Annotated in this window: 27 protein-coding genes; 13 read left to right on the forward strand and 14 right to left on the reverse strand. The window is 65.2% G+C overall.

Going from position 1 to position 18,957, the window contains the following annotated elements; translation table 11 throughout:
• Positions 1–48 precede the first annotated feature (48 nt).
• The 10 genes from ACO055_RS11180 to ACO055_RS11225 form a co-directional block, all read right to left on the reverse strand.
• Positions 49–459 (reverse strand): SufE family protein, encoded by a 411-nt coding sequence (locus ACO055_RS11180; protein ID WP_422058946.1) that lies wholly within the window; start codon positions 457–459, stop codon positions 49–51.
• 204 nt (positions 460–663) lie between these two features.
• The gene (locus ACO055_RS11185; RefSeq protein WP_422058948.1) at positions 664–918 is read right to left on the reverse strand and encodes a hypothetical protein; all 255 of its coding nucleotides are present in this window, start codon (positions 916–918) and stop codon (positions 664–666) included.
• A gap of 27 nt (positions 919–945) precedes the next feature.
• Positions 946–1,215: a hypothetical protein gene (locus tag ACO055_RS11190; protein WP_422058949.1), complete on the reverse strand. Its 270-nt coding sequence runs from the start codon at positions 1,213–1,215 to the stop codon at positions 946–948.
• 23 nt (positions 1,216–1,238) lie between these two features.
• The gene (locus tag ACO055_RS11195; RefSeq protein ID WP_422058950.1) at positions 1,239–1,487 is read right to left on the reverse strand and encodes a hypothetical protein; all 249 of its coding nucleotides are present in this window, start codon (positions 1,485–1,487) and stop codon (positions 1,239–1,241) included.
• 11 nt (positions 1,488–1,498) lie between these two features.
• A complete protein-coding gene (locus ACO055_RS11200) occupies positions 1,499–1,816 on the reverse strand; it encodes a hypothetical protein (protein WP_422058951.1) in 318 nt (105 codons plus the stop codon).
• A gap of 20 nt (positions 1,817–1,836) precedes the next feature.
• Positions 1,837–2,136, reverse strand: a complete 300-nt coding sequence (locus tag ACO055_RS11205; RefSeq protein WP_422058952.1) for a hypothetical protein — start codon at positions 2,134–2,136, stop codon at positions 1,837–1,839.
• Between the two features lie 41 nt (positions 2,137–2,177).
• Positions 2,178–2,558: an envelope stress response membrane protein PspC gene (pspC, locus tag ACO055_RS11210; RefSeq protein ID WP_137891839.1), complete on the reverse strand. Its 381-nt coding sequence runs from the start codon at positions 2,556–2,558 to the stop codon at positions 2,178–2,180.
• Position 2,559: 1 nt separating this feature from the next.
• The gene (gene pspB / locus ACO055_RS11215) at positions 2,560–2,835 is read right to left on the reverse strand and encodes an envelope stress response membrane protein PspB (protein ID WP_422058953.1); all 276 of its coding nucleotides are present in this window, start codon (positions 2,833–2,835) and stop codon (positions 2,560–2,562) included.
• Between the two features lie 12 nt (positions 2,836–2,847).
• Positions 2,848–3,510, reverse strand: a complete 663-nt coding sequence (gene pspA / locus ACO055_RS11220; RefSeq protein WP_422058954.1) for a phage shock protein PspA — start codon at positions 3,508–3,510, stop codon at positions 2,848–2,850.
• A gap of 88 nt (positions 3,511–3,598) precedes the next feature.
• Positions 3,599–3,739, reverse strand: coding sequence for a hypothetical protein (locus ACO055_RS11225; protein ID WP_422058955.1), 141 nt, complete (start codon positions 3,737–3,739; stop codon positions 3,599–3,601).
• Between the two features lie 176 nt (positions 3,740–3,915).
• Between ACO055_RS11225 and pspF the strand changes: the two genes are divergently transcribed.
• Positions 3,916–4,950 (forward strand): phage shock protein operon transcriptional activator, encoded by a 1,035-nt coding sequence (gene pspF / locus ACO055_RS11230; protein WP_422058956.1) that lies wholly within the window; start codon positions 3,916–3,918, stop codon positions 4,948–4,950.
• Positions 4,951–5,175: 225 nt separating this feature from the next.
• On the opposite strand, the gene ACO055_RS11235 is transcribed toward pspF, so the two are convergent.
• Positions 5,176–5,697, reverse strand: coding sequence for a hypothetical protein (locus ACO055_RS11235; RefSeq protein WP_422058957.1), 522 nt, complete (start codon positions 5,695–5,697; stop codon positions 5,176–5,178).
• Positions 5,698–5,925: 228 nt separating this feature from the next.
• Here ACO055_RS11235 and rplU point away from each other — a divergent pair, with 228 nt between their 5' ends.
• From rplU to ACO055_RS11250, 3 genes are all read left to right on the forward strand, one after another.
• The gene (gene rplU / locus ACO055_RS11240; RefSeq protein WP_422058958.1) at positions 5,926–6,438 is read left to right on the forward strand and encodes a 50S ribosomal protein L21; all 513 of its coding nucleotides are present in this window, start codon (positions 5,926–5,928) and stop codon (positions 6,436–6,438) included.
• 47 nt (positions 6,439–6,485) lie between these two features.
• Positions 6,486–6,755: a 50S ribosomal protein L27 gene (gene rpmA / locus ACO055_RS11245; RefSeq protein ID WP_422058959.1), complete on the forward strand. Its 270-nt coding sequence runs from the start codon at positions 6,486–6,488 to the stop codon at positions 6,753–6,755.
• Between the two features lie 238 nt (positions 6,756–6,993).
• Complete coding sequence (locus tag ACO055_RS11250; RefSeq protein ID WP_422058960.1) at positions 6,994–7,590, forward strand: GNAT family N-acetyltransferase; 597 nt, start codon at positions 6,994–6,996, stop codon at positions 7,588–7,590.
• Positions 7,591–7,956: 366 nt separating this feature from the next.
• On the opposite strand, the gene ACO055_RS11255 is transcribed toward ACO055_RS11250, so the two are convergent.
• Entirely contained in the window at positions 7,957–8,577 is a 621-nt protein-coding gene (locus tag ACO055_RS11255) for a DUF937 domain-containing protein (RefSeq protein ID WP_422058961.1), read from the reverse strand.
• Positions 8,578–8,755: 178 nt separating this feature from the next.
• Here ACO055_RS11255 and ACO055_RS11260 point away from each other — a divergent pair, with 178 nt between their 5' ends.
• Both ACO055_RS11260 and ACO055_RS11265 read left to right on the forward strand, forming a co-directional pair.
• Entirely contained in the window at positions 8,756–9,172 is a 417-nt protein-coding gene (locus ACO055_RS11260) for a DUF3597 domain-containing protein (RefSeq protein ID WP_422058962.1), read from the forward strand.
• 125 nt (positions 9,173–9,297) lie between these two features.
• The gene (locus tag ACO055_RS11265) at positions 9,298–11,142 is read left to right on the forward strand and encodes a DUF885 domain-containing protein (RefSeq protein ID WP_422058963.1); all 1,845 of its coding nucleotides are present in this window, start codon (positions 9,298–9,300) and stop codon (positions 11,140–11,142) included.
• Here ACO055_RS11265 and ACO055_RS11270 read toward each other — a convergent pair.
• A complete protein-coding gene (locus tag ACO055_RS11270) occupies positions 11,139–11,591 on the reverse strand; it encodes a hypothetical protein (protein ID WP_422058964.1) in 453 nt (150 codons plus the stop codon). The two genes, ACO055_RS11265 and ACO055_RS11270, sit on opposite strands and share 4 nt — an antisense overlap.
• 49 nt (positions 11,592–11,640) lie before the next feature.
• Complete coding sequence (locus ACO055_RS11275) at positions 11,641–13,242, reverse strand: phosphoenolpyruvate carboxykinase (RefSeq protein ID WP_422058965.1); 1,602 nt, start codon at positions 13,240–13,242, stop codon at positions 11,641–11,643.
• Between the two features lie 243 nt (positions 13,243–13,485).
• On the opposite strand from ACO055_RS11275, the gene ACO055_RS11280 reads away from it, so the two are divergent.
• The 7 genes from ACO055_RS11280 to ACO055_RS11310 all read left to right on the forward strand — a co-directional run bounded on the left by ACO055_RS11280 (position 13,486) and on the right by ACO055_RS11310 (position 18,925).
• The gene (locus ACO055_RS11280) at positions 13,486–14,196 is read left to right on the forward strand and encodes a response regulator (protein WP_422058966.1); all 711 of its coding nucleotides are present in this window, start codon (positions 13,486–13,488) and stop codon (positions 14,194–14,196) included.
• Entirely contained in the window at positions 14,186–15,793 is a 1,608-nt protein-coding gene (locus tag ACO055_RS11285; RefSeq protein WP_422058967.1) for an ATP-binding protein, read from the forward strand. Before ACO055_RS11280 ends, ACO055_RS11285 begins: the two co-directional genes overlap by 11 nt.
• A 76-nt stretch (positions 15,794–15,869) precedes the next feature.
• Positions 15,870–16,316, forward strand: coding sequence for an HPr kinase/phosphorylase (locus tag ACO055_RS11290; protein WP_422058968.1), 447 nt, complete (start codon positions 15,870–15,872; stop codon positions 16,314–16,316).
• Positions 16,313–17,251, forward strand: a complete 939-nt coding sequence (rapZ, locus tag ACO055_RS11295; protein WP_422058969.1) for an RNase adapter RapZ — start codon at positions 16,313–16,315, stop codon at positions 17,249–17,251. Before ACO055_RS11290 ends, rapZ begins: the two co-directional genes overlap by 4 nt.
• Positions 17,252–17,289: 38 nt before the next feature.
• Positions 17,290–17,694, forward strand: a complete 405-nt coding sequence (locus ACO055_RS11300; RefSeq protein ID WP_422062459.1) for a PTS sugar transporter subunit IIA — start codon at positions 17,290–17,292, stop codon at positions 17,692–17,694.
• The gene (locus ACO055_RS11305; RefSeq protein WP_077145441.1) at positions 17,691–17,969 is read left to right on the forward strand and encodes an HPr family phosphocarrier protein; all 279 of its coding nucleotides are present in this window, start codon (positions 17,691–17,693) and stop codon (positions 17,967–17,969) included. Before ACO055_RS11300 ends, ACO055_RS11305 begins: the two co-directional genes overlap by 4 nt.
• A gap of 146 nt (positions 17,970–18,115) precedes the next feature.
• Positions 18,116–18,925 (forward strand): TrmH family RNA methyltransferase, encoded by an 810-nt coding sequence (locus ACO055_RS11310; RefSeq protein ID WP_422058970.1) that lies wholly within the window; start codon positions 18,116–18,118, stop codon positions 18,923–18,925.
• Positions 18,926–18,957: the final 32 nt, after the last annotated feature.

Consider the following 18,957-nt stretch of genomic DNA (forward strand, 5'->3'; position numbering starts at 1 on the left):
GGAAGCGTCGCGAGGGATAGCGCGCGGGATCAACCCGCGAGCGCTTGATCAGCCCGCAGCGAGGCGGCGGGCGGTGTCCTGGACCAGCGCGATCATGTTGGGCACGCCCTGGGTGCGGTTCGACGAGAGCTGGCGCGTCAGGTCGAAGGGCGCAAGCGCAGCAGCGACGTCCATCGCCGCAACGTCGGCCGCGGGTTTGTCCTGCACGGCGGCGAGGACGAGTGCGACGATCCCCTTGGTGATCGCGGCATTGCTGTCGGCGAGGAAATGCAAGGCGCCATCGTCGCGGGGCACCGGATAGACCCAGACGCTTGCGCTGCATCCGCGGACCAACGTCGCGTCGGTCTTGAGCGCGTCGGGCATCGGATCGAGCGTGCGGCCGAGGTCGATCAGCAAACGATAGCGATCGTCGCCGTCGAGAAAGTCATATTCTTCGAAGATGTCGTCGAGACTGCGCATGGCGGCGCCAGTGACAGATTTGGGGAGTGGTGGAAAGCTCGAACAACTTGCCTCCCATATCGTCATGCCGAACTTGTGTCAGCATCCATGGACTGCCTTGAACGCGTTTGCACCATTGGGGGAGCGGTCCACGATGAACCCTGGAACAAGGTCAGGGTGACGAGGAGCAGGATATCGGCATCGCCCCCTCAGGGTCGATGTCCGTTAAAGATCGACCCCCGCGGCGATGGCTTCGAGCTTGCGCAGCCGTTCCTTGAGGTCGGCGATTTCGATCCGTGATCCGGCGTGCGGCACGGTGGGGTCCTGCGCCGGCATATGGCCGGCGGCGAGTTCCTCGCGCTTCAGCTGGATCCAGTCGCGCCAGCCGCGGAGCGCGACCAGGCTGACGATCATCAGCGCGCTGAGCGCCACCGCGGCGGGGATCAAATTGGCTGCGAGATCAGAAGCGATTATGGCCATGTCGCGGCTCCTTCTTCGTCACAAATCTTACGGCAGAGACCGGTCGCGGAGCTGTTCGATCTCCTGATCGAGCGTCGCGGCGCGGTTGCTGTCGGTGGCGATGCGTTCGAGCACCTGGATGCGCTCCTTGAGCGCGCGGATTTCGGATTGCAGCGCTTTGGTCTCGGCATCGTTTCCGGCGTTGCCGACGAAAAACTCGTTGCCTTGGCGATCGCGGCGGATGCCGTGCTTGGCGCGGATGATGCTGCCGATCGTCACGATCGCGACGATACCGAGAACCATTTCAAACGGGCCCATGGGGAAGATCCTTTCGCTTGTTTTCAGTTGAGCGGCGTGTCGCGCAGCTTTTCGATCTCGTTGGCGACATCGACGCCGCGGTCGGTCGCAATCCGTTCGAGGACGCGGACGCGCTCCTCCAGCCGCTCGGTGTGCGCCGCATATTGGGCGGCCTTTTCGGCGGTCATTTCGGATTGCTTCTCGATCATCTTCTGCTGGTGCTTCGACCAGATGGCAAAGCCGCCGAGCAGGAAGGGAGCGAGGGGAATCAGGATCCAGATAGCATCACCCATGGCGGGTCTCCTCAGTTGGCCGGGCGCCGCAGCGCCTCGATCTCGTGGCTCAGCCGGTGGCTTTCGTCGGTGACGATGCGCTCGATCACCGCGAGGCGATCCTTGACCGATCCAAGCTCGGCGCGCAGCTGGGCATTTTCCTGGCTGATCAGCTTGACGCGTTCCATCGCTTCGTCGCTGGTCTTGGGATAGACCGCCTTGCCCCAGCTGTTTTCAAGCGGATAACCGTTCTTGACGCGAAGCCAGGTGGTGAAGACCCATCCGCCGACCCCGGCCAGGCCGACAACGGCAGCCACGGGAGCGATGCTATTCAGAACGTCGAGAGTCATGTCGTCTTCCCTTTTGTCGTTTAGCGCAGACGGTCGATCTGGTCGGCGAGCTGTGCGGCCTGGCCGTTGGTTTCGGTCGCGATCCGTTCGAGGACCGAGATGCGTTCTTCCAGCCGACTGATCTGACCCGAAAGCCTTGCATTGTCGTCGGTCAGCAGCGCGATTTTTCGATCAGCGTCGACGTCGGTTCGATGAACCGTGCCACCCCACTCATTTTCAACGGGATAGCCGTGCTTGGCGCGGATCCAGGTGGTGAACATCCAGCCGCCGATCGACAGAGCGATGATGGCGAGGACGAAAGTCGGACCGGCGAAATTCATCTTGATTCTCCCTGTTGCCCCATCCCTGCCGGGATGCCCGCTCAGCGCAGCGCGTCGATTTCGTCGGCGAGGCGGCGGTTGTGGCTGGTATAATATTGCTCGATGTCGGCGAGGCGGCGGTCGATGTCGCGGAAGCGCGACTTGATGTCGCGGGTCGAAGCGGTCGGGTTGCTGCGCACGCCCTGCCAGAACTTCGCTTCCTCGCTGGAACCATAGAGCGCGAAGGGTTTCGGCGTGCCCATCCAGGCGACCATCCAGTAAGCGATCAGCGTCCAGGGAAAGCCGCCCATCAGGGTCAGCAGGACGGCGCCGACGCGAACCCAGAGGACATCGATCCCGCTATAGTCTGCGATCCCCGAGCATACACCGCTCCATTTGGCGTTCTGTTTGTCGAGATAGAATTTTGTGCGGCTGGCAGACATCTCAGTTCCTCCGGCTGGGGTTTTCGAGCTGCGCCAGCTCTTCATCGCTACGAACCGCGGGGCGGAAGTCGGGATGGTCGGCGCTGATGATGCGTTCGACGGTGTGCAGGCGGTTCTCGAGCCGGCGCGCCGTGTCGTATAGTTCGTCGAGCAGTTGCTCGTCCTCTCCGGTCAGCGTCTTGGCCTGTTTCCACTTCGTGATGTAGTGGAGGATCAGCCAGGGCAGACCGAGGAAGAGCGTGCCGATGACGATCGGGACAATGATCACTTCTTCCATCGGTCCGGTTCCTTACTTCTTGGCCTGGGCCGCTTTGAGGGCGGCGAGTTCGTCGGCGACCTTGTCGGCCGACTGCAGTTCGGCGATTTCCTCGTCGAGCGACTTCTTATAGCCGAGGTTCAGCGCATCGGCGCGGCCTTCGGCGTCGTCGACGCGGCGTTCGAGGATCTCGAAGCGCGAGAAGGCATCTTCGACGCGGTCGCCGTTCGTCATCTCGCGCAGCTTGTAGCGGTTCTCCGCGCTTTCGAGGCGGTTGACGACGCTCGACTGGCGGGCGCGCGCTTCGCTGAGCTTTTTCTGCAGCTTGGCGATGTCGTTTTCATAACCCTTGAGCGCGTCGTCGAGGACGGCGATCTCGCTCTTCAGGCGCTCGGCCATGTCACCGGCCTTCTGCTTTTCGACGAGCGCTGCGGTGGCAAGGTCTTCGCGGTCCTTCGACAGCGCGAGTTCGGCCTTTTCCTTCCAGCTGTCCTGCAGGCTTTCCAGCTTGGCGATATGTCGGCGCATTTCCTTCTGGTCCGCGATCGTGCGGGCAGCGGAAGCGCGGACTTCGACGAGCGTTTCGTTCATTTCGAAGATGATCTGGCGGATCATCTTTTCGGGATCTTCGGCCCGGTCGAGCAGATCGGTGACGTTGGCGGCAATGATGTCGCGGGTTCGTGAGAAAATACCCATTTGGAAACTCCTGTCGAAAATTTTGGTCCGAGAAATGCTGGTGCCGGGGCGGGGCAAGGGGGAGAGTGCCCCGGCACCAGTGTGTCGGTCAGGCCAGATGGCTGACCGCCGGGGTTGCTGCAGCGATGTCGTAAAGGACACGCGGCTGGTCGATCACTCCGACGAAGATGGCCAGCGCTCCGACCGCGCTGAGCGCGAAAGTGGCGGCCTGGGCAAAAGTCGTCTTCATGGGTTCTACCTTCCTTTTTTCGCTGCACCGGAGCGTGCTGCACCGGTTCGACTGATACTCTGCATAAGGCGTGCCAATTGCCCTGAAGCGCGGAAAAGCGCATAACTTCACGCACAAATCGCATTTCCGGCCGATTTGACTTGCCAATCAGCGGGAAATTTTGCCAATGATTGGGAATGGAGCGCGAAACGCAGTTCATCGGCCAGTCGGCAGCTTTTCAGGACGCGGTCGATCGCGCGAGCCAGGCCGCGGCGCTCGACCGCCCCGTGCTGGTGATCGGCGAGCGCGGCACCGGCAAAGAACTGATCGCCGAGCGGCTTCACCGCCTGTCGTCGCGCTGGGACCGGCCCTATGTGATCCTGAACTGCGCGGCGATGCCCGAAACGCTGATCGAATCCGAACTGTTCGGGCACGAGGCCGGTGCGTTCACCGGCGCGACGCGCACCCGCGCGGGGCGATTCGAGGAAGCCGACGGCGGCACGCTGTTTCTCGACGAACTCGCGACGATGTCGATGGGCGCGCAGGAGCGTCTGCTGCGCGCGGTCGAATATGGCGAAGTCACGCGCGTCGGTTCGTCGCGCCCGATTCGCGTCGATGTGCGCATCGTCGCGGCGACCAACGAGCATCTGCCCGCCGCCGTCGACGAAAACCGGTTCCGCGCCGACCTGCTCGACCGGCTGTCGTTCGAGGTCATCACCCTGCCCCCGCTGCGCGCGCGCGAAGGCGATATCGAAGTGCTCGCGACCTATTTCGGCCAGCGTATGGCGGCGGTGCTCGGCTGGGACGAATGGCCGGGTTTCGGCCCGCGCGCGCTGGCCGCGATGGAAGGGCACGACTGGCCAGGCAACGTCCGCGAGCTGCGCAATGTCATCGAGCGCGCCATCTATCGCTGGGCCGATCCCGAACGGCCGATCGATGCGCTGAGCTTCGACCCGTTCGCGAGCCCGTGGCAGCCGGTGGTGCGCAAGACGGCGGCAAAGGCGGACGCCGCGCCCGCTTCGGCGGGCGATGCGACGCCCGCGACCACGGCGCACGAGGCGCCCTCCGGCCCCGTCAGCGACCTGCGCGCGGCGGTCGATGCGTATGAGAAGCAGATCTTGTCCGACACGATGGCGCGCTGCCGCTTCAACCAGAAGGTCGCGGCCGAAGCGCTGGGACTGAGTTACGACCAGATTCGCCATGCCTTGAAGAAGCATGGGCTGAATCAATAGGTCACCGCTTTATCGTCATGCCGGACTTGATCCGGCATCCATGACCGCATCGGCCGAATGGACCCCGGATCAAGTCCGGGGTGACGAAGGAATGAAGGGTGCCGAAAGAATGAGGCGTCACGAAAGAATGACGGGTCACGAAAGAAGGCGGCGTGACGAAAGAAGGAGCGGTTACGAAAGAAGGAGCGGTTACGGAAGAACGGGCGGTGACGAACGAAGGATAAGCTATTCCCCCGGGAGCTGGTCGCTCAGCGCCTCGATGATCGCATCCTGCGCCGACGCCGTATCGGCGAGCTTTTCGCGCAGCGCATAGACTTCGGGCAGGCCGTCGACCGCTTCGTCGATGCTGCGTTCTATATATAGGCGGTCGATATCGGCGAGCGCGACCGTAAGCGGGGCGCGGGCGGCAATAAGCCGCGAGATCGCCTGCTGCGCGACGACCCACCGCTCGCTGGCAACCGGCGCGCCCGCCGCCGCCGAGACGAGCGACGCGGTGCTGCCGCGCTCTGCGACAAAGGCCTGTTGTGCGGCGGCACCATCGGCATCCCAGCGCGCGAGGCGGCCCGCGAGGTCGGTTGGGAGCGCCCCCGGCGGCGCAACCACAACGCTGGGCGGCGCGACGTCGAATCGCCCCTCGACCGCGCGCTTGGCAAGCGACGGAGCCGCCGCGCCGCTGCCTTGCGCTGCGGCGCAGCCGGAGAGCATCAGCGAGGCGGTGAACGGCAGAAAAAGAAGGGCGCGCTTCATCGCCGTCCCTGATATGAGCGCAGACGCATCGCAGCAAGCGCCGAATCGGCCTTCTGCCCGCGCGACACCGCACACCGCTCTTTTATTGGAAAAAGCGCGGAAATATGCGGTTGACAGCTCGCGCCGGGAACGCTAGTGGCGCTGACTTTCCCGCATGCCGGAAAAATCGCCTGCCTCGGCAGGTGACTGGTGCGCGGGTGATCTAGTTTTTTGATTGGATGGAAGACCATGTTCGCAATCGTGCGCACGGGCGGCAAGCAGTATCGCGTCGCCGCTGGAGACAAGATCGCCGTCGAGAAGATCGAGGGTGAAGCTGGCGACACCGTGTCGCTGGGCGACATTCTGCTGGCCGGCGACGGCGGCGAAGTGAAGGACGCGAACGGCCTGACCGTTTCGGCCGAGATCATCGCCCAGACGCGCGGCGAAAAGGTCATCGTCTTCAAGAAGCGCCGCCGGCACAATTATCGCCGTCGCAACGGTCACCGCCAGTCGCTGACGCTGCTGCGCATCCTGGCCGTCGGCGAAGCCAAGAAGGCAGCGCCGAAGAAGGAAGCCGCTCCGAAGGCTGAAGCTGCTCCGAAGGCCGAAGCCGCTCCGGCCGTCGAAGCCAAGGCTGCTGCGCCCGCCGCCGAGAAAAAGGCCGCCGCGCCGAAGAAGGCTGCTGCCCCCAAGGCCGAAGCCGCCGAAGCGCCCGCCAAGAAGCCCGCTGCCAAGAAGGCAGCCCCCAAGAAGGACGCCTGAGTGCGGTAACGCAGCTCGGCCCCGGAACGAACTAAGGAGTATAGGTCATGGCACATAAGAAAGCAGGCGGTTCGTCGCGCAACGGTCGCGACTCGCAAGCCAAGCGCCTTGGCGTGAAGAAGTTCGGCGGTCAGGAAGTGATCGGCGGCAACATTATCGTGCGCCAGCGCGGCACCAAGGTGTACGCGGGCGTCAATGTCGGCATGGGCAAGGACCATACGCTGTTCGCCACCGCCGAAGGCCGCGTCCGATTCCACGACGGCAAGCTTGGCCGCAAATATGTCTCGGTCGACATGATGGCAGAAGCCGCCGAATAACGGACGACTTTGTACGGGTCGTCCACCAGGGATGACCCGGAACGGTCCTTTCCGCCACGGCGGGAACAAAGTTCGAAAAGAGGGAGACGGGTCACCCCGGACTCCCTTTTTTCTTGCCCGAAATCCGCATGCTAGCGGTCAGGCGCGAAAACGGGGCCATCCATCTCCCTCCGCATCGCATGTCGTCAAAGCGTCACCATCTGGCGGCTAGGGCGACAGGCAAATGGGAGTGATACTGATGTTTGCGCGTACCGAAAGACTGTTGCTGCGGCCCGGCTGGCAGGAAGATGCCCCCGCGCTTGCCCGCGCGATCGGCGAAGAGGCGGTCGTGCGCAACCTCGCCCGCGCGCCCTGGCCCTATGGCGAAGAGGAAGCGCAGAGGTTCCTGAGCATGGCGCACGATCCCGCGCAGCCGCGCTTCCTGATCTTTGCGCGCACCGGCGGTGCGCCGCGTCTGGTCGGCGGATGCGGCATTTCGCCGAACCCCGACGGCGAACTCGAAATGGGTTACTGGATCGCCCGCCCCTATTGGGGTCTCGGCTTTGCGACCGAAGCCGGGCGCCAGCTCGTCCGGATCGCGCGGGCGATGGACCTGCCCAAGCTTGGCGCCGGCCATTTTCTCGACAATCCGGCGTCGGGTGCGGTGCTGCGCAAGCTGGGGTTCCGGGCGACCGGCAAGGTCACCCAGCGCTATAGCGCGGCGCGCGGCGGCGAAGCGCCCTGCGCGCTGTTCGAAGAGGGCGACGGCGACGGCAGCGATGCCGTCAGCCCGATGCGAGACCGCATCGGGGGTGACGACGATTTTCGCCAGGAAATCCGCTTGCTGGCGGCGTGAAGAGACGCCAGATTCGTCCAGTCTAGCGAGTGCTTTGGGGTGGTGAGCGGGCATCGCGACCTTCGTCATTCCCGCGAAAGCGAGAACCTGACGACCCAGCTGTTCCCCGGCGAAGGCCGGGGCCCAGGGCGCTGGACAGCTGGCCTTGCGTGCACGCTGTGGACCCCGGCCTTCGCCGGGGAGCACATCGCAATTGTCCGCAATCGGTCGTTAGCCCCCGTCATGCTGAACTTGTTTCAGCATCCATGGCCGGACCCCTCCTTTCGCGCCGTGTCGAAGGAAACGGCCGCCCATGGATCCTGAAACAAGTTCAGGATGACGGCGAAAGGGACGTCGTCTTTCGGTCGTTAGGGGATATGCCTTCGCTTAGCCCCGCAACTTCCCTGCCATGCCGATGATATCGTCGAGCGGATTGCCGTCGCCGTCCATGTCGAGCATGCCGGCCAGGCCGCCGAGGCCGCCGCCGCTGGCGCCGCCACTGCCGCCCAGCACGCTGCCGAGCATCCCGCCGAGACCGCCGGTCGAGCCGCCGCCCAGCGCGCCGCCGATCAGGTCGCCGAGGCCGCCGCCGCCCTGCTGTCCCTGGCCACCCTGCTTCGCCATATAGCCGGCAACCATCATCGCGAGGATCGGCAGCATCTGCTTGAGCAGCCCCGAATCGAGGCCGGTCTGGCCGGCGGCGTGGTCGGCGACCGTCCGGCTGACATCCTTCGATCCGAAAATCTGGCCGAGCACGTCATTGCCCTGCCCCACCGGAGTCGGCTGCGACCCGAGCACCGCGTCGAGGAGTCCGCCGCCGCCGAGCTGACCCAGCAGTCCGCCGAGCCCTTCGACTCCGCCAGTGCCGGTCGCCTGCTTCTTGAAGCCGCCAAGGATAGCGGGGAGCAGCGCCTCGGCGCCCTGCCTTGCGACCGCGGGCGGAATTCCCAGCTCGCTCGCCATCGATTCGATGCCGCCGGCCTGCGCCAAAATGTCGGTCAGATTCATGATAAGTCTCCCACTTCGGCGCAGGATCGAAGAGCGCCGATGGCGCGTACCATAGGCCCGTGACAGACGAAGCACGAGACGTTCATTTCGCTGTCATTTTCAGATGCCTAAGTCCATTCTGCGGCCCTGCGACTCGCCCCTTCGGGCAGGGGCCGCGCATCTTAGTGGGAGCATAATCATGAGCATTTTCGGCAAGATCAAGGACGCGATCTTTGGCAAAAAGGCGGAAGCGGCAGAGCCCGCTGCTCCGTCGGCATCGGCAAGCGCCATCGGTGCTGCGGTCGGCGCCGCGACGAGCGCGATGGCAACGGCGGCCGAAACCCCTGCCCCGATCAGCGACGTCGATGTCGAGGCGATTCTGTCGGCGGAAGCCGCAAAGGCAGGTCAGACGCTCAACTGGCGGACCTCGATCGTCGACCTGATGAAGCTGCTCGGCATCGATTCGAGCCTCGACAACCGCAAGGAACTGGCGACCGAGCTTGGCTATACCGGCGCCCTCGACGGCAGCGCCGAAATGAACATCTGGCTGCACAAGGCCGTGATGCGCGAACTCGCGGCGAATGGCGGCAAGGTTCCCGCCGACCTTACCGACTGACCAACGCAGCATAGTTTTCGACGGGGGTCGGGAAAGCCAGCGCTTTCCCGACCCCTTTTCGTTGACCCCCGCGCGGGCGTGCCTAGACAGGTTTCACGAGAAACAAGATCGCCAGGGAGCCCGCCGTGCACGACCATCTTTCGACCCCCGTCAGCCGCCGCCAGACGCTCGCCACGCTGGGCGCAGGCGCAGCGAGCCTTGCCGTCACCAGCCCCGCCGCCGCGTTGCAGGCACCGCCGAAGAGCGATGCGCAGCTGCTGCTCGATTCGGTGGCCGACAATCTGCTCGCGCTGTCGCCCGAAGGCGCGACCGCGCTGGGGATCGACACCGGTGCGCGCGCGGCGATGCGCGGCAAGCTGAGCGATCGGTCGGCCGCAGGACAGGCCGCCGTCGCGACCCTATTGAAGGCCGACCTGGCGCGCGTCCGCGCGTTCGACAAGACAGGCCTCGACCATAAGACGCGCACCAGCCTGGCCGTCGTCGACAGCGCCTATGGCGTCGCGCTCGACGGCTTTGCCCAGCCCTATGGCGACGTCGCGGTCGGTGGCTGGCGCAACACCCCCTATGTCGTGATCCAGAATGTCGGCGCCTATCTGGACGTTCCCAAGTTTCTCGACAGCGACCATCCGGTGAAGAACGCGAGCGATGCCGAAGCCTATCTGTCGCGTCTCAATGCCTATCCGGGCGCACTGGACGGCGAGACCGACCGGTTGAAGGCCGCGGGCGCGCAAGGGATGATCCCGCCCGCCTTCCTGATCGACAAGGCGGTCAAGCAGCTCGAGGCAAGCCTGGTCGATGCGCGCGAAGGCGGCGGGCTGGTCGAAAGCCTCGCCAAGCGGACGCGCGAGGGCAACATCGCGGGCAATTGGGGGCCGCGGGCCGAGGCGATCACGCGCGGCGCCGTGGTCCCGGCGCTCGATCGCCAGCTTGCCGAACTCAAGGCCCAGCGGCCGAAGGCGACGATGGACGCCGGCATGTGGGCGCGCCCGCATGGCGACGAATTCTACGCCTGGGCGCTGCGCGCATCGACGACGACGCGCATGACGCCCGACGAAGTGCATGCGATGGGCCGCGAGCAGCTTGCCGACCTGCACGGCCAGATGGACCCGATCCTCAAGAAGCTGGGCTATACCAATGGCTCGGTCGGCGACCGGATGAACGAGCTGGCCAAGGACCCGCGGTTCAAATTCCCCGACAATGACGCCGGCCGCGCCGAGATCGTCGCCTATATCCAGACCTGGCTCGGCAAGATCCGTGCGCAACTGCCGCGCGCGTTCCGCACCCTGGTGAAGGGCAATGTCGAGGTGAAACGGCTGCCGCTGGCCGAGGAGCCCGGCGCGCCCGCGGCCTATGGCGGCGCGGGGTCGATCGACGGCAGCGTTCCCGGACGGTTCTGGATCAACCTGCGCACCACCGAATTGCACAGCAGATATTCGCTGCCCGACCTGGCGATGCACGAAGCGATCCCCGGCCATGCCTGGCAGGGCGAATATGCGAACCAGATGCCGCTGATCCGGACGATGCTGGCATTCAATGCCTATTCCGAAGGGTGGGCGCTCTATGCCGAACAGCTCGCCGACGAGCTGGGCCTCTATGACGATTTCGAGGTCGGACGGCTCGGCTATCTTCAGTCGCTCGCGTTCCGCGCGTGCCGCCTTGTCGTCGACACCGGCATCCATGCCAAGCGCTGGACGCGCGAACAGGGCGTCGATTTCTTCGTCAAACAAAATGGCTCGAACCCGCTCGAGGTGTCGAGCGAAGTCGACCGCTATTGCAGCTGGGTCGGCCAGGCGTGCGGTTACAAGGTCGGGCACAGCGAGATCGTCCGCCAGCGCGGCCGCGCCCAGACCGCGCTCGGCGCGAAATACGACCTGCGCGATTTCGACAATGTCGTCGTCGAGGGCGGCAACGTCCCGCTCGACGTGCTCGCGCAGAATGTCGACGCCTATATTGCGGGGACGAAGGGCTAGGCCTGCGGCAACGGCGCCAGATCGGGCGCGACGAACCCGCGCCGCGCGGGGACCGAGAACAGCAATTCGCGGCTGTAAAAGCGCAGCGGCCAGTCGCGGCGGCCGACGTCGGACAGCAGCATCGCATTGACGCGTGCGGCGAGGCCGGTCTCGGCGGTGTCGGAAAGAAACAGCCGCACCCCCGCGACATAGGCGCGGGTGATGCTGTCGTGATAGCCCTGCGTATCGTCGTTCACGCCGCCGACGCTCTCGTTGAAGCGGCGGATGATGTCGCCGATCGCGGCATCGACATCGACGTCGGGGCGCTCGCTGAGCAGCCACAGGCAGGCGCCGAGATGCGCCTCGTGCGTCCAGGCTTCGCGCGGCAGGGTACAGGCGAGCAGGCCGGTGCCGAGCGCGCGGATGTCGGAATCGCGCTCGAACAGGCGCGTTGAATATTCGATAGTCATTGGTCCGGTCCTTCCGGGTGATGTGCCACCCGGACGTTGTCCGGGTCAATTATGCTGCGATGGCCGCCTGCGGCGCGGCCTGGCGGACGCCTTCATCGACATGGTCCGCAAATTGCGCGAAATTGTCGATGAATTGCTGCACCAGCGCTTGCGCGGTGCGGTCATAGGCGGCCTTGTCGGCCCAGGCGCCGCGCGGATCGAGGATCGCGCTGTCGACGCCCGGCACCGCAACCGGATATTCGAAACCGAAGTTCGGGTCCTTGCGGAATTCGGCGTCGTTCAGGCTGCCGTCGAGCGCCGCATTGAGCAGCGCGCGCGTCGCCTTGATCGGCATGCGCTTGATCCCGTCCATCGTCGCCATGCCACCGGTCCAGCCGGTGTTGACGAGCCAGCACTGGACGCCGCCCTTGGCGATGCGCTCTTTGAGCAGATTGCCATAAACCGACGGATGGCGCGGCATGAAGGGGGCGCCGAAGCAGGTCGAGAAGGTCGCCTCGGGCTCGGTCACGCCGATCTCGGTCCCCGCGACGCGCGCGGTATAGCCCGACAGGAAGTGATACATCGCCTGGTCGGGGGTCAGCTTCGCGATCGGGGGCAGCACGCCATAGGCGTCGGCGGTGAGCATGATGACGGTCTTGGGAACCGGCCCCATATTCTGCTCCGACGTGTTCGGAATGAAATCGATCGGATACGAACCGCGGCTATTCTCGGCCAGCGTCGCGTCGTCGAAATCGAGTTCGCGGGTCACCGGATCGATCACGACATTTTCCAGAACGGTGCCGAACCGCTTCGTCGTCGCAAAAATCTCCGGCTCCGCCTCGGGCGAGAGGCGGATCATCTTCGCGTAGCAGCCGCCCTCGAAATTGAAGACCGCGGTGTCCGACCAGCCATGTTCGTCGTCGCCGATCAGCGTGCGCGAGGCGTCGGCCGACAGCGTCGTCTTGCCGGTGCCCGACAGGCCGAAGAAGACCGCGGTGTCGCCATTGGCGCCGATGTTCGCCGAGCAATGCATCGGCATCACGCCCTTCACCGGCAGCAGATAGTTGAGGATGCCGAACACCGACTTCTTCATCTCGCCCGCATATTGCGTGCCGCCGATCAGGATCAGCTTTTCGGTGAAGTTGACCGCGATGACCGTTTCGGTGCGCGTGCCATGCTTCGCCGGATCGGCGCGGAAGCTGGGCAGGTCGATGATCGTATATTCGGTCGCGAACGCCGCCAGCTCGTCGGCCGTCGGACGGACGAGCAACGTGCGGATGAACTGGCTGTGCCAGGCGAATTCGGTGACGACCTGAACCGCAACGCGATGCTCGGGCTGCGAACCGCCGAACAGCTGCTGGCGGAACAGGCGCGGACGCGCGGCGAGGTGCGCGAGGAAATCGGCCTTCAGCGCCGCAAAATGATCGGGCGTCATCGGGACGTTGGTCTTGCCCCACCAGATGGTGTCGCGCGTTTCGTCGTCCTGGACGATGAACTTGTCCTTGGCGCTGCGGCCGGTGTGCTTGCCCGTTGCGACGACGAGCGGGCCGTCCTTCGCGAGCAGACCTTCGCCGTGGCGGACCGCATCCTCGACCAGCTGGGCCGTACCCCAGTTTTCGGCCACATCCGCCGTCGTCTCGACGGCCAGGTTGCCGATAACAAGCTTCGTCATTTACTTAGCCTTTCCCATATCCGTCCGCTGCCCTTGCATAGGTATGCAAGCCCTGCCGAACGAAGGAACAGGCCCGCATCTGCAAATGGGTGCCGACGAAATGTCGATTCCGAAATCCCGGTCGCGTTAGCGAGGATGATACAGGACGTCAAAATATTAAAGGGTAAACCGCGCAGCGGTGCGCAGTTGTCGCTGGGCGGCAGATCGGCTAGTTCGTCGTCGGGTCCGCCCAATGGAAAGAACATGACGGCAACCATCGCGCTGGTCGACGACGACCGCAACATCCTGCAATCCCTGTCGATCGCGCTGCAGGCCGAAGGCTTTGTCACGCGCGTCTATTCGGACGGCGAAGCGGCGTTGCGGCCGCTGATCGACAATCCGCCCGATCTTGCGGTCTTCGACGTCAAGATGCCGCGGATGGACGGGCTCGAACTGCTGCGCCGCCTGCGCGAAAAAAGTCAGCTGCCGGTGATCTTCCTGACCAGCAAGGACGACGAGATCGACGAGGCGCTGGGCCTTGCGATGGGCGCCGACGACTATATCGCCAAGCCGTTCTCCCAGCGGTTGGTGATCGCGCGAATCCGTGCCATTTTGCGACGCGTCGAGCTCAACAAAAACGTGCCGAGCGAGGATGACGAACCCGTCGCCGAACCCATCAGCCGCGGCCGGTTGACGATGGACCCGGCCCGCCACCGGGTCAGCTGGGACGAAAAGGACGTGACCTTGACCGTCACCGAGTTCCTGATCCTGGAAACATTGGCCGCGCGGCCCGGCATCGTGCGCAGCCGCAACCAGCTGATGGATGCGGCGTATCAGGACGATGTCTATATCGACGACCGGACGATCGACAGCCACATCAAGCGCCTGCGCCGCAAGTTCCGCGAGGTCGATCCGGAATTCGACGCGATCGCAACGCTATATGGGGCGGGATACCGTTTTTCCGATGATGGCTGACGCAAAGAAATTCGATGCGACCATCGCCGAGCAGGAGGAAGCCCCGCTCGTCTGGTCGGCGCGCTGGTCGCTGACGACGCGCATCCTGGCGGTGAATATCCTGGCGATCATTCTGTTCGGTGGCGGCTTTTTCTATCTCGATACCTATCGCACGCGCCTGGTCGACACGCGCATGGACGTGATGGCGGCGCAGCTCGACCAGCTCGACGAAGCGCTGGAAGCGGCGCGGCCCGACCAGCGCCAGCATCTGATCGACGAATTTACCCGCGCCACCGAATCGCGGCTGCGTTTCTATGCGCCCGACGGCCGCAAGCTCGCCGACAGCTTCGCCACCGGCCCGGCCACCTACACGCTGCGTGACCCCGACCTGCAGCCCTGGAAACGCGATGCCGCGCGCGCCATGGACCGCGGCATCGACTGGATCGTCGGTGCGCCGGCCTATCCCGAATTCGAGGAGCCTCTCGTCGATTGGGGAGGCACGTGGCCCGAAATTGCCGAAACGATGAAGACCGGCCGCGAGGCGAGCCGTTTCCGCTACGCGCCCGAACGCACCCCGCTGCTCAGCGCGACGCGCGTCGTCGATCTCGACACGCCCGAGGCGATGTTGATGACCGTCAATGCGCGCGACATCACCAAGACCGTGCGCGCCGAGCGCTTCCGGCTTGCCGTCGTCGTGCTGATGGTGCTGCTCGCCTCGGTGCTGCTTTCGCTGTTCCTGGCGCGCACGATCGTCCGCCCGCTGCGACGACTGGCCCGCGCGGCGGTCCGCGTCCGGCTGGGCCGCGCGCGCGAGGTCGTCGTGCCGCGCCTGCCGAGCCGCCGCGACGAGATCGGCACGTTGGCCCGCGCGCTCAGCGACATGACGCAAGCGCTTCGCGAACGGATCGACGCAGGCGAGCATTTCGCCGCCGACGTGACGCACGAGCTCAAAAATCCGATTGCCTCGGTCCGCTCGGCCATCGAGGGCCTGGGCCGCGTCACGACCGACGACCAGCGCGCGCAGCTGCTCGCGATCGCCGACGAGGATGTCCGGCGCCTCGACCGGCTGGTGAGCGATATCAGCGAAGCGAGCCGCGTCGACGCGCAATTGTCGCGCACCCTGTTCGAGCCGGTCGATGTCGGGATGATGATCGAATCGATGCTCGCGGGCCGCGCCGCGCGCGCCGACCAGAACGCGTCCGCGCCGCCCGTCGCCTTTGCCCGACCGCGCAAAAACACGACGACAGTCGCCGGCGACGGTCACCGGCTGGAGCGCGCGATCGACAATATCGTCGACAATGCGATCAGCTTCTCGCCGGTGGACGGCCTTGTCTGCGTCTCCGCGACGCGGCTGGGCGACGAGGTCCATATCCGCATCGATGATGATGGCCCCGGCATCGACCCCGACCAGCGCGAGGCCATTTTCCGCCGATTCCATAGCGAAAGGCCCGACGGCGAAGTCTTTGGGCGCCACAGCGGCCTGGGTCTCGCCATCGCGCGGACGATCATCGAAGGCCATGCCGGGACGATCTCGGCGCGCGATCGCGACGACGGCCGACGCGGCGCGAGCTTCCTGATCACGCTTCCGGCGCGCGACGGCGCCGACGAGACCGCTTGAGAAGCGTTATCCTTCCCGGGAAAGGTTAACCTATCGTCCTTGCGGCACCGCAGCATCGCCGGTAAGCGTGCTGCCCATGTTCCCGAGCAGGACCAAGCCCGAGATCGTCAACATCCATGCCAGCTGCGTCGTGGCGGGCAGCGGAGGCGTGCTGATTCTCGGCAATTCGGGACAGGGTAAATCCGACCTCGCCTTGCGCCTGATCGACAAGGGCGCGCGGCTTGTCGCCGACGACCGCTGCGACATCTGGTACGAACGCGAGCGGCTGTGGTGCCGCCCGCCCGAAAATCTGGCGGGCAAGCTGGAGGTGCGCGGCATCGGCATCATCGAACGGCCGTGGACCGCTCCCGCACCGCTGGCTCTCGCGGTGCGGCTGACCGACCGTTACGACCGCATGCCGGTGATGAACCAGGTCGAGATGGTGGCGGGGCATCCGCTGCCTGCCTTGTTGCTGTCGGCGTTCGAGGCGTCGGCACCGATCAAGATCATGCTGGCGCTCGAACGGCTGGCGCCGGGCGCATGAGCGAACCGAGCGAGCAACGGCTGCTGCTCGTGACCGGCCTGTCGGGCGCCGGCAAATCCACGGCCCTCAAGGTTCTGGAAGATCTGGGCTGGGAAGTCGTCGACAATCTGCCGCTCGCGCTTCTGGAAGCGCTGATCGACGCGCCTGCCAAGCGCAGCGAAGCGAATCGCCCGCTCGCGATCGGGATCGACAGCCGCAGCCGCGGTTTCCGCCCGCCCTTGCTCGTCAAGCGGATCAAGGAGCTGCGCGAGGGTGGCGAGCGCGATATCCAGACTCTGTTTCTGGATTGCGCGGGCGCCGAACTCGAGCGCCGTTTTTCCGAAACGCGCCGTCGGCACCCGATGGCCGAGGACCGGCCCGCCGCCGACGGGATCGCGCGCGAACGCGAAATGATGGAGCCGCTCCGCCGCTGGGCCGAGCATGTGATCGACACCACCAACTACAGCAGCAACGACCTGCAACAGGAAGTCCGCCAGCGCTTTGGCGACACCGATGACGACGAGCCGGTTCTCAACATCGTGAGTTTCGGCTTCGCGCGCGGATTGCCGCGCCACGCCGACCTGGTGTTCGACATGCGCTATCTGCGCAATCCGCACTGGGACCCCGCGCTGAAGCCCGGCACCGGCCTCGATCCCGACGTCGCGGCCTATGTCATGGCCGATCCGGCTTATGAAGACAGCGTCGCGCAAATCGAGACGCTGATCCTGACCTTGCTGCCGCGCTATCGCGTCGAGGGCAAAAGCTATGTCACCATCGCATTCGGCTGTACCGGCGGCCGGCATCGCTCGGTCCATGTCGCCGCGCGTGTTGCCCAAACGCTACGCGTGTCCGGATATGAGCCGACCCTGACCCACCGCAATCTTGACTCTGCCCCGCAAGATGGGCTTGAGGGCAGGCCCCCGCCCGCATCTTCCGCCGGCGCAGGAAAATCATAAGGGTCTCCGATTGCATGGCCACCGATAAAGCATTGCCGCTGCTGGGAATGGTACTCGTCACCCACGGCCGCCTGGCCGATGAAATGGTGCGCGCGATGGAGCATGTCGTCGGCCCGCAGCGCGCGATCGGCACGGTGTGCATCGGTCCCAACGACAATATGGAAATGCGCCGCAAGGAAATCGCCGACGCGATCCATGCCGTCGACGAAGGGCGCGGCGTCATCATGCTGACCGACCTGTTCGGCGGCACCCCGTCGAATCTCGCGATCAGCCTGCTCGAAGGCGGACGCACCGAAGTGATTGCGGGGGTCAACCTGCCGATGCTGATCCGGCTGGAAAGTGCCCGCAAAACGATGGACCTGCGCGCCGCGGTGATCGCGGCCAAAGAAGCAGGCCAGAAATATATCTCCGTCGCGTCGGAGATGCTGGGAGTGGGGCCATGAGCGAAAACAGCGAGACGGTCGAGATCACCAACCAGCGCGGGCTGCACGCCCGCGCGAGCGCCAAGTTCGTCACCTTCGTCAGCCGCCTGCCCGAAACGGTGTCGGTCGAAGTCGAAAAGGGCGGATCGCGCGTCAACGGCACCTCGATCATGGGATTGATGATGCTGGGCGCCGCGAAGGGCGACAGCATCACGATCCACACGAAGGGCGACGGTGCCGACGCGGCGCTGCTCAAGCTCGTCGGGCTGGTCAAGGACAGCTTCGGCGAGGACTGACGGGGAGCGCGCTTCTCTCTCATTCGCCGCGCCCTGCGAAGGCAGGGGCGCTCCACCCGGGGTAGAATTATGAGACGGGCGTGGTTGGCGGGCGAGAGCATAGATGATGGGCCCCTGCCTTCGCACGGGCGCAGGAAAGAGAAGAGATGCCCGGCCGCCGCAGCTTGATAGAAAGCCTGTCCAATCCGCTGATCAAGCGGATGCGGTTGCTGCGTGAAAAGCGCCATCGCCGCGCCGAGGGGCTGTTCCTGGCCGAAGGGCTGCGCATCGCGACCGAAGCGCGCGAAGCCGGCGTGTTGCCGCAATGGCTGTTTCTGGCCGAGGACGGCGCAGCGCACCCGCTCGCCAAAGCACTGATCGACGCGACACTCGCGGCCGGGGGCGAAGTGATCGACACGACGCCGGCGATCCTGTCGAAGCTGTCGGGCAAGGACAACCCGCAGGCGATCGTCGCGATCTATGCCGAGCCGAAGACCGCGCTCACCGATCTCGATCGGGGCGCCGCGCCGATCTGGCTGGTCGCCGAGCGGCTGCGCGATCCGGGCAACCTCGGCACGATGCTGCGCACCGGCGATGCGGTCGGCGCGGGCGGGCTGATCCTGCTCGACGAGAGCACCGATCCCTATGCCGTCGAAGCCGTGCGCGCGAGCATGGGGGCGATCTTCACGCAGAAGCTGGTTCAGGCGCGATGGGAGGCGTTTCTTCCCTGGCTTCGCGAAGGGCCGGGCGAGCTGATCGCGACCTGGCTGGGCGACGACACGCAGGATTATCAGGCGGTGCGCTATGCCGCGCCGACCTTCATCCTGATCGGCAATGAATCGCAGGGGATGCCCGAAAGCTATGCCGCGGCGGCCGATGTGCGCGTGAAGATGCCGATGATGGGCAAGGCCGACAGCCTCAACGCCGCCGTCGCCGCCGCGGTGATGGCGTATGAGGTGCTGAACCAGCGGCGATGATTATTGCGCGCCGGCTGAGGTAATCCTGGTCA

Origin of the sequence: Sphingopyxis sp. (assembly GCF_965227415.1) — a bacterium.
Lineage (GTDB): Bacteria > Pseudomonadota > Alphaproteobacteria > Sphingomonadales > Sphingomonadaceae > Sphingopyxis.

Bases quoted from the DNA above. Each gene is read 5' to 3' on its own strand.
- ACO055_RS11190 (WP_422058949.1), bottom strand. From the start codon at position 1,215: ATGGGCCCGTTTGAAATGGTTCTCGGTATCGTCGCGATCGTGACGATC.
- ACO055_RS11250 (WP_422058960.1), top strand. From the start codon at position 6,994: ATGTTTGCGCGTACCGAAAGACTGTTGCTGCGGCCCGGCTGGCAGGAA.
- ACO055_RS11235 (WP_422058957.1), bottom strand. From the start codon at position 5,697: ATGAAGCGCGCCCTTCTTTTTCTGCCGTTCACCGCCTCGCTGATGCTC.
- ACO055_RS11285 (WP_422058967.1), top strand. From the start codon at position 14,186: ATGATGGCTGACGCAAAGAAATTCGATGCGACCATCGCCGAGCAGGAG.
- rplU (WP_422058958.1), top strand. From the start codon at position 5,926: ATGTTCGCAATCGTGCGCACGGGCGGCAAGCAGTATCGCGTCGCCGCT.
- ACO055_RS11260 (WP_422058962.1), top strand. From the start codon at position 8,756: ATGAGCATTTTCGGCAAGATCAAGGACGCGATCTTTGGCAAAAAGGCG.
- ACO055_RS11280 (WP_422058966.1), top strand. From the start codon at position 13,486: ATGACGGCAACCATCGCGCTGGTCGACGACGACCGCAACATCCTGCAA.
- ACO055_RS11290 (WP_422058968.1), top strand. From the start codon at position 15,870: ATGTTCCCGAGCAGGACCAAGCCCGAGATCGTCAACATCCATGCCAGC.
- ACO055_RS11205 (WP_422058952.1), bottom strand. From the start codon at position 2,136: ATGAATTTCGCCGGTCCGACTTTCGTCCTCGCCATCATCGCTCTGTCG.
- ACO055_RS11200 (WP_422058951.1), bottom strand. From the start codon at position 1,816: ATGACTCTCGACGTTCTGAATAGCATCGCTCCCGTGGCTGCCGTTGTC.
- pspB (WP_422058953.1), bottom strand. From the start codon at position 2,835: ATGGAAGAAGTGATCATTGTCCCGATCGTCATCGGCACGCTCTTCCTC.
- ACO055_RS11275 (WP_422058965.1), bottom strand. From the start codon at position 13,242: ATGACGAAGCTTGTTATCGGCAACCTGGCCGTCGAGACGACGGCGGAT.
- rapZ (WP_422058969.1), top strand. From the start codon at position 16,313: ATGAGCGAACCGAGCGAGCAACGGCTGCTGCTCGTGACCGGCCTGTCG.
- pspA (WP_422058954.1), bottom strand. From the start codon at position 3,510: ATGGGTATTTTCTCACGAACCCGCGACATCATTGCCGCCAACGTCACC.
- pspC (WP_137891839.1), bottom strand. From the start codon at position 2,558: ATGTCTGCCAGCCGCACAAAATTCTATCTCGACAAACAGAACGCCAAA.
- ACO055_RS11270 (WP_422058964.1), bottom strand. From the start codon at position 11,591: ATGACTATCGAATATTCAACGCGCCTGTTCGAGCGCGATTCCGACATC.
- ACO055_RS11180 (WP_422058946.1), bottom strand. From the start codon at position 459: ATGCGCAGTCTCGACGACATCTTCGAAGAATATGACTTTCTCGACGGC.
- ACO055_RS11305 (WP_077145441.1), top strand. From the start codon at position 17,691: ATGAGCGAAAACAGCGAGACGGTCGAGATCACCAACCAGCGCGGGCTG.
- rpmA (WP_422058959.1), top strand. From the start codon at position 6,486: ATGGCACATAAGAAAGCAGGCGGTTCGTCGCGCAACGGTCGCGACTCG.
- ACO055_RS11185 (WP_422058948.1), bottom strand. From the start codon at position 918: ATGGCCATAATCGCTTCTGATCTCGCAGCCAATTTGATCCCCGCCGCG.
- ACO055_RS11225 (WP_422058955.1), bottom strand. From the start codon at position 3,739: ATGAAGACGACTTTTGCCCAGGCCGCCACTTTCGCGCTCAGCGCGGTC.
- pspF (WP_422058956.1), top strand. From the start codon at position 3,916: ATGGAGCGCGAAACGCAGTTCATCGGCCAGTCGGCAGCTTTTCAGGAC.
- ACO055_RS11310 (WP_422058970.1), top strand. From the start codon at position 18,116: ATGCCCGGCCGCCGCAGCTTGATAGAAAGCCTGTCCAATCCGCTGATC.
- ACO055_RS11195 (WP_422058950.1), bottom strand. From the start codon at position 1,487: ATGGGTGATGCTATCTGGATCCTGATTCCCCTCGCTCCCTTCCTGCTC.
- ACO055_RS11255 (WP_422058961.1), bottom strand. From the start codon at position 8,577: ATGAATCTGACCGACATTTTGGCGCAGGCCGGCGGCATCGAATCGATG.